The following is a 7,703-nucleotide window of genomic DNA, read 5'->3' as shown; positions in this document are numbered from 1 at the left end:
GTTCGCCGTCCCGCGGTACTCCTCGGCGGTGTCGTCGCCGAGCGGGATCGTCTCCACACCCTCGCTCACGACGGCGTGCGGTACGTCGAGCTCGTCGACGAACCGGTCGAACCACGCCTCGAGGCCGCGGTCGTCGACTGGGCCGGGCCGTGGCCGCTCGCCGAGCGCTGGTGGACCCACGCCCCGCGGCGTCGCGTGCACCTGCAGGTGCTGCTCGACGACGGGCGCGGGCTCCTCCTCGCGAGCGCCCGAGGGAGCTGGACCGTCGAGGGGATGTACGACTGATGCCGCGCACCCCCCGGTACGCCGAGCTCCACGCGCACTCCGCGTTCAGCTTCCTCGACGGCGCCTCCCACCCCGAGGAGCTCGCCGCCGAGGGCGCGCGCCTCGGCCTGTCCGCGCTCGCGATCACCGACCACGACGGCCTGTACGGCGTCGTCCGCTTCGCCCAGGCCGCCGCCAAGGTCAGGCTCCCGACGGTGTTCGGCGCCGAGCTGCACCTGCCCGTCCTGGCAGGGTCCGGCGACCGGGCGCCGTCGGGCGCGCCCGTGCTCGACCCGCCCACGGGCGTGCCCGACCCGCGCGCGACCCACCTGCTCGTCCTCGCGCGCGGTCCGCAGGGGTACCGCAACCTGTCGAGCGCGATCGCCACCGCGCACCTCGCGACGGGGACCAAGGGTGCCGCCGACTACCGGCTCGAACGCCTCGGCGAGCAGGCGGACGGGCAGTGGCTCGTCCTCACCGGGTGCCGCAAGGGCGCCGTGCGGCGCGCGCTCGTCACGGAGGGCCGCGTCGCCGCGCGCCGCGAGCTCGACCGGCTCGTCGCCGTGTTCGGGGCCCAGAACGTCGCCGTCGAGATCACCGCCGACGACGACCCCCGCACCGCCGACCTGCACGCCGCGCTCGCCGACCTCGCCGCCGACGCGCGGCTCCCGCTCGTCGCGACGACCGCCGCCCACTACGCCCGCCCCGCCGACGCCGACCTCGCGGGGGCGCTCGCAGCCGTCCGGGCCCGCTCCGCGCTCGACGACATGGACGGGTGGCTGCCGGGCGCCCCGACCGCGCACCTGCGCTCGGCGGCCGAGATGCTGGCGCGCCACCACCGGTTCCCCGAGGCCGTCACGACCGCCGCGGTCCTCGGGGAGGAGTGCGCGTTCGACCTGAGGCTCGTCGCGCCACAGCTGCCGCCCTACCCGGTACCGGACGGGCACACCGAGACCACGTGGCTGCGCGAGCTCGTGCGGCGCGGGGCCGAGGACCGCTACGGCCCGCGCGGCAGCGAACGCATCCCGGGCGCGTGGGCGCAGATCGACCACGAGCTCACGGTCATCGAAGACCTCGGCTTCCCGGGGTACTTCCTCGTCGTGTACGACCTCGTGGAGTTCTGCCGGGTCAACGGCATCCTCGCGCAGGGCCGCGGGTCCGCCGCCAACTCGGCCGTCTGCTACGCGCTCGGCATCACCGCCGTCGACGCGGTGCGCCACGGCCTGCTCTTCGAGCGCTTCCTCGCGCCCGAGCGCGACGGCCCGCCGGACATCGACGTCGACATCGAGTCCGAGCGGCGTGAGGAGGTCATCCAGCACGTCTACGCCCGCTTCGGGCGCACGCACGCCGCCCAGGTGGCGAACGTCATCTCCTACCGGCCGAAGTCGGCGGTGCGCGACGCCGCGCGGGCCCTCGGGTACGACGTCGGCCAGGCGGACGCCTGGAGCAAGTCCATCGAGCAGTGGGGCTCCCTGCGCGGGCCGGACCCGTCGTCGCCGGCGGCCGACCGCCAGGCCAAGGAGCGCGCGATCGCGACGAAGACCGTCACGAAGACCGCCGTGAAGGACGCGCGGGTCACGGCGCTGTGGGGCCCGCCGCCGCACGTCGTCGACCCCCTCGCCGAGGACGGGCGCGACGGCGGCGCCCGGGACGACCACCCGCCCGACGAGGTGCTGCGCGCTCACGACGCGCACGACGTCGTGCCCGCGCACCGGCCGCCGTCGGCCGCGGAGGAGGGCGAGATCCCCGACGAGGTGATCGACCTCGCGGACCGGATGCTGCGCCTGCCGCGCCACCTCGGGATCCACTCGGGCGGCATGGTCATGTGCGACCGGCCGGTCATCGAGGTGTGCCCGGTGGAGTGGGCGCGCATGGAGGGCCGCACCGTCCTGCAGTGGGACAAGGAGGACTGCGCGGACGCGGGGCTCGTGAAGTTCGACCTGCTCGGGCTCGGGATGCTCACGGCGCTGCGCATCGGCTTCCAGCTCGTGGAGCGGCACGAGGGGTCGCACCTCGAGCTGCACACGCTGCCCGAGGACGACCCGGCGGTGTACGACCTGCTGTGCGCGGCCGACACCGTCGGGGTGTTCCAGGTGGAGTCGCGCGCGCAGATGGCGACGCTGCCGCGCCTGCGGCCGCGCCGGTTCTACGACATCGTCATCGAGGTCGCCCTCATCCGGCCGGGGCCGATCCAGGGCGGGTCGGTGCACCCGTACATCAACCGCGCGCGGGGGCGGGAGCCGGTGACGTTCCTGCACCCGCTGCTGAAGAAGTCGCTCGGCAAGACCCTGGGCGTGCCGCTGTTCCAGGAGCAGCTCATGCAGATGGCGATCGACGTCGCGGACTTCACGCCCGCCGAGTCCGACCAGCTGCGCCGCGCGATGGGCTCGAAGCGGTCGGTCGAGCGGATGGAGGCGCTGCGCGAGCGGCTCATGGCGGGCATGCGGAAGAAGGGGGTGGACGACCCTGCCGTGCGCGAGGAGATCTACGACAAGCTCAAGGCGTTCGCCGACTTCGGGTTCCCCGAGTCGCACGCGTACTCGTTCGCGTTCCTCGTCTACGCGAGCTCGTGGCTCAAGGTGCACCACCCGGCCGCGTTCTACGCCGGGCTGCTCGCGGCGCAGCCCATGGGGTTCTACTCGCCGCAGTCGCTCGTCGCGGACGCGCGCCGCCACGGCGTCACCGTGCTGCGCCCGGACGTCAACGCGTCCGACGTCGAGGCGACGGTCGAGCGGCTGCCCGACCACGGCCCTCGGCGGTCCCCGCCCGCTCCCGGTCGTGCCGAGCCTCCGCGGATCGACACCGCGTTCGGGCCGGAGCCGGACCTCGGGCTCGCGGTGCGGCTCGGGCTCGCGAGCGTGCGCGGGCTCGGCAAGCAGGCCGCGGAACGCGTCGTCGCGGCGCGCGACGGCGGCGCGTCGTCGGGCGACGAGGCGCCCCGGCCGTTCCGGGACCTGCGCGACCTCGTGCGGCGCGTCGACCTCACGACCGCCCAGCTCGAGGGTCTCGCGACCGCGGGCGCGACCGAGTCGCTCGGCGTGACGCGGCGCGAGGCGCTGTGGGCCGCGGGCGCGCTGTCCCAGGAGGGCCCGGACACCCTCCCGGGCGTGAGCGTCGGCGTCGAGGCGCCGGCGCTGCCCGGCATGTCCGACGTCGAGACCGCCGTCGCGGACGTGTGGGCCACGGGCGTGTCCGCCGACTCCTACCCGACCCAGCACGTGCGCGACGGGCTCGACGCCGCGGGCGTGCTCACCGTCGCCGGTGCCGTCCGCACCGCCGAGGAGATCGAGCGCGCGGACCGCACGGGGGCGGGGGAGCGGCCGGGGTCCCGCGTCGCCGTGGGGGGCGTCGTGACGCACCGCCAGCGACCGGGCACGGCCGGGGGCGTGACCTTCCTGTCCCTCGAGGACGAGACGGGCATCCTCAACGTCGTGTGCTCGACGGGCCTGTGGCGCCGCTTCCGCCAGGTCGCGCGCACGTCCGCGGCGCTCGTGGTGCGGGGGCGGCTCGAGCGGGCCGACGGCGCGACGAACCTCGTCGCGGAGCACCTCGCCCCGCTGTCTCTGCAGGTCGCGACGACGTCGCGCGACTTCCGCTGACTCAGGCCTCGCGCGGGTCCAGCCGCACCTCGACGCACACCTCGAACGTGTCGCGCGCCCGGCGCAGCAGGTAGCGGACGGTCGAGGACTCCTGCTCGTTCGCGTACTCGTCGCGATAGCTCCAGCGCACGCGCGCCCACACGAGCGCGTCGCCCACCTCCTCGACGTCCTCCAGGTGCGCGACCGCGCCGACGAGCCCGCGCTCGCGGTACCCGCGCGCCGTCCGCACGGCGGCGTCGCGGACCGCGTCGGGGTCCGGGACGGCCTCGGACGTCGTGCCGTCCACGACGAGCGCGGGGAACGCGTAGCCGTCGGCGATGGCGTCGAGGTCGCCGGTGCCGACCGCGACCGCGAAGGTCGCGAGGAACGTCTGGACGTCGTCGCTGTCGTAGGACTCCATGCCCCCGTTCTACCGTGCCGCGTTCTACCGTGCCGCCCGTCACCAGGCCTGGGCGAGGAGCGCGGCGAACAGCTCGTCCGCGTCCGCGTCGAGCCCGCGGGCGGCGAACCACGCGGCCATCGTCCGGCAGTCGCGCAGGAGCAGCTCGGTGCCGAACGGGTTCGCGACGAGGTCCACGACCTGCGGCAGGTCGATGATCACGAGGCGGTCGTCGTCGGCGAGCACGTTGTACGGCGACAGGTCGCCGTGCGCGTAGCCGAGCCGCGCCATGACGGCCATGGCGTCGCGCAGCTGGTCCCACCACGACGCGAGCAGCGCCGCGTCCGGGCGGGCGCGCGCGAGCCGCGGCGCGGCGACGGGGGAGCCGCCGTCGCTCGTGCCCACGAACTCCATGAGGATCTCGTTCCCGTCGATCTGCACCGGGTAGGGCACGGGGACGCCGGCCGACCACAGCTCGCCGAGCGCCGCGAACTCCGCCGCGGCCCACTGGCCGGCCGCGACCTGCCGGCCGTAGGACGACTTGCGGTCGAGTGCGCGGCGGTCGCGCGTGCGGCGCACGCGACGGTCCTCGGTGTAGAGGGTGTCGCGCCGGAACGCGCGGTGGTCGAGGCCGCGGTAGCGCTTCGCGGCGAGCAGCACCCGCTGCGCGGGGTCGTCGGGGACGGCGCGCTCGACGAGGAACACGTCCGCCTCCTTGCCGGTCTTGAGGACGCCGAGCTCGGTGTCCACGGCGGCGTCGGCGGTGACGACCCACTCGGGTCGCGGTTCGGGTCCGCGCTGGCCCTTCTCGACGGCGGACCAGGTCGACCAGCGCTGGTCGTCGCCGAGCGCGGCGTCGAGGACCCCGCGCTCGGCATCGTCGGCGCCGTCGTCGGCGTCGTGGCGGCGCAGACGGCGGGGCGGGGGAGTGCGCGCGTCGTGCGCCCAGCTCGTGGGGAGGTACGGGTACGGATCGTGCAGGTCGTGCGGGTCGTGCTCGGGCACGGTGGTGGCTCCTTCGGGCGGGGAGCGCACGGTCCCGCCCGGCCCGGGGCCGGGGTGGTCGGGCCGGTCAGCGACCGGCGGCGCTCCCGAGGGTGGTGGGTACGCAGGCATGGCTCGTACGGCTCATGGCGTTCCTCCTCTCCCTCGTGCCCGACGCGCGGGCGGCTCGGCTCAGACCGTCCCACCCGGACGGGCGGCCGGGCAACGCAATTACGGCTCAGAAGGTGACGGCGACGGCGAGCTCGGCCGCCGTGAGCACGCGCTCCCACGTGCCGTGGGTGTCGAAACCCATCTGGTCGAGCGCCGACCACACGAACCCGACGACGGCGTATGCCCCGACGGCGGTCGCGAGGATCCACTCGCGCACCGAGCCGGTGGACCCCAGCAGCGGGAGCGCGAAGCTCCCGCTCGGGCGCCACACGTCGTCGACCACGAGCGAGCGACGCACCCACCGGGGCGAGCGCACCTTGACGGGCCACAGCAGGGGAGCGCCGTTGGTCGTGAGGACGTCGCCGAGGATGTGCACGGTGACCCCGATGCCGACCGCGACGGGGAGCCAGTTCCACTCCTCGGGCGCGAACAGCGCGACGAGCACCGCCACGGTCAGCGACGTCAACCAGGGCGCGAGCTTCCCGCGGCGCGTCAGCTTGAGCGCCTTGAGCGCGAGCGCGACGAGGAGGACGGCGAGCACGCCGGCGCCGACGTACACGGTGCCGAACGACGCCGTCTCGACCGTGAGCAGCCCGGCGGCCCACGCGAGCGCGGTGAAGACCGCGATGCCGAGGAACGAGTGCGTGCCCTGGCGGTGGCCGCCCGCGATCGTCTCGACCGCGTCCGACACCCACTCGCTGACGGGCGGCAGGGAGTGCGCGAACGTGCCGTTGTGGTGGTCGGCGTCGGGCAGGAGCGCGGCGCCGGCGCACACCACGGCGCCCGTCATCACGCCGACGGACGACACGGGGTGCCAGCCGAGGGCGAACGGCGCGGTCGACGTCACGGCGATCCACGCGGCGGCTCCCGTCGCCGCGTGGTTGGCACCCATCATGGTGAGGCGGTCTCCTCGTCGTCGGCCCCGGCACGGCAGCGGCCGGTGGGAGTGCTGCCCGGCGTGATCTGTCCGGATCGTCCGAACCCTACCGTCGCCCGCCGACAACGCGGCCCCACGGTGGGTGCGCCCGGCGGCGCCTCCGAGGCCCTACGCCGTCTGCGCCGTGCGGGCGGCGTGCGGGATCTGCTCGACCGACGTGTAGACGGGAAGACCCCGCCGGCGGGCGATGGCGACGTCGTTGTCCGCGCCCCGGGACTCGCCGGGCAGCCGCAGGACCGCGTCGCAGTGCTGCAGGAGGCGCTCGGCCGTGGGGTAGAGGACGTCCGCGGCGCGCGGGTCCGTCGGCCCGGAGGCGCCCATGCCGGTCAGGACGGGGAGGGCGACCCACTCGCCGATCATCGGGACGTGGCCGCGCTCGAAGATCGGCCACGCCGCCTCCTCGAGCCGGCGCAGGTTCGCCGCCATCCGGTCGGGGTCGCCGTCGGTGCCGGACGCGTAGGGACCGGCGATGAGGACGAGCAGGGGAGTGGGTGCAGCCGGGGCGGAAGGGGTCGTCTGTGTGGTCATGGTGCGAGCCTAGTGCGCATGAACGTGCAAGACTAGGCAATAACGCGACGTCAAACGGAAGGAACGTGGACCGACATGCTGCCGGCACAACGTCGGGACGAGCTGCTGCGGGTGCTCACCACCGAGGGGCGCGTCGTGGCGAAGGACTTCGCCGCCACGCACGGGCTGTCCGAGGACAGCGTGCGTCGCGACCTGCGCGAGATGGCGGCGGCGGGGCTGTGCCAGCGGGTGTACGGCGGCGCGCTGCCCGTCTCGCCCGCGGTCGCGGACTACGCCGGCCGGCGCGACGTCGCCGTGGACAGCAAGGCCGCCGTCGCCCGGTGCGCCGCAGGTCTCGTGCGCCCCGGCTCGACCGTGATCCTCGACGGCGGCACGACCGCCCTGGCCGTCGCCCGGGCGCTGCCGCCCGACCTCCGCGCGACCGTCGTGACGCACAGCCCGACCGTCGCCGCGGCGCTCGCCGAGCACCCGACCGTCGAGGTGCTGGTCCTGGGCGGGCGCCTGTTCAAGCACTCCGTCGTCACCTCGGGCTCGATCACCGCCGAGGCGGCTGCCGGCGTCTGGGCGGACGTCTTCCTGCTGGGTGTGACGGGGGTGCACCCGGAGGCGGGCCTGACGACGGGGGACGCCGACGAGGCGGCGACCAAGCGCATGCTGGCCGGACGCGCGGGCGACACGTACGTCCTGGCGAGCTCGGAGAAGATCGGCGCGGCGTCCGCCTTCCGCGTGCTCGGCCTCGCCGACGTGACGGGGATCGTCACCGACGTGCCCCTCGACGCTCCGGCGGCGCGTGCGCTCGCGGACGTCGGGGCACCGCTCCTCCCGGCGACGTGAGCGCCGC

6 protein-coding genes and 1 pseudogene are annotated in these 7,703 nt (G+C 75.2%); 3 read left to right on the top strand and 4 right to left on the bottom strand.

Annotation, left to right across the window (positions count from 1 at the left end):
* A pseudogene (locus JZ5iCDA_RS03425) lies at positions 1-285 on the top strand (hypothetical protein); the annotation flags it as partial.
* Positions 285-3,863, top strand: coding sequence for an error-prone DNA polymerase (locus JZ5iCDA_RS03420; RefSeq protein ID WP_069385861.1), 3,579 nt, complete (start codon positions 285-287; stop codon positions 3,861-3,863). The pseudogene JZ5iCDA_RS03425 and the gene JZ5iCDA_RS03420, both read left to right, overlap by 1 nt.
* A 1-nt stretch (position 3,864) precedes the next feature.
* On the opposite strand, the gene JZ5iCDA_RS03415 is transcribed toward JZ5iCDA_RS03420, so the two are convergent.
* The 4 genes from JZ5iCDA_RS03415 to JZ5iCDA_RS03400 form a co-directional block, all read right to left on the bottom strand.
* On the bottom strand, positions 3,865-4,263 hold the full coding sequence (locus JZ5iCDA_RS03415) for a hypothetical protein (RefSeq protein ID WP_069385860.1): 399 nt from the start codon (positions 4,261-4,263) through the stop codon (positions 3,865-3,867).
* 39 nt (positions 4,264-4,302) lie between these two features.
* Positions 4,303-5,247, bottom strand: a complete 945-nt coding sequence (locus tag JZ5iCDA_RS03410; RefSeq protein WP_253181934.1) for a serine protein kinase RIO — start codon at positions 5,245-5,247, stop codon at positions 4,303-4,305.
* Positions 5,248-5,464: 217 nt separating this feature from the next.
* Positions 5,465-6,292 (bottom strand): metal-dependent hydrolase, encoded by an 828-nt coding sequence (locus JZ5iCDA_RS03405; protein ID WP_069385859.1) that lies wholly within the window; start codon positions 6,290-6,292, stop codon positions 5,465-5,467.
* A gap of 150 nt (positions 6,293-6,442) precedes the next feature.
* Entirely contained in the window at positions 6,443-6,862 is a 420-nt protein-coding gene (locus JZ5iCDA_RS03400; protein ID WP_069385858.1) for a DUF4406 domain-containing protein, read from the bottom strand.
* Positions 6,863-6,937: 75 nt separating this feature from the next.
* Between JZ5iCDA_RS03400 and JZ5iCDA_RS03395 the strand changes: the two genes are divergently transcribed.
* Entirely contained in the window at positions 6,938-7,696 is a 759-nt protein-coding gene (locus tag JZ5iCDA_RS03395) for a DeoR/GlpR family DNA-binding transcription regulator (protein WP_069385857.1), read from the top strand.
* Positions 7,697-7,703 lie beyond the last annotated feature (7 nt).

It is taken from the genome of Cellulosimicrobium cellulans, from assembly GCF_001722485.1.
In the GTDB taxonomy this organism is placed as follows: domain Bacteria; phylum Actinomycetota; class Actinomycetes; order Actinomycetales; family Cellulomonadaceae; genus Cellulosimicrobium; species Cellulosimicrobium cellulans_A.
Note: the sequence above shows the minus strand (reverse complement) of the source record. Positions and strands in the feature narration are given on the sequence as shown.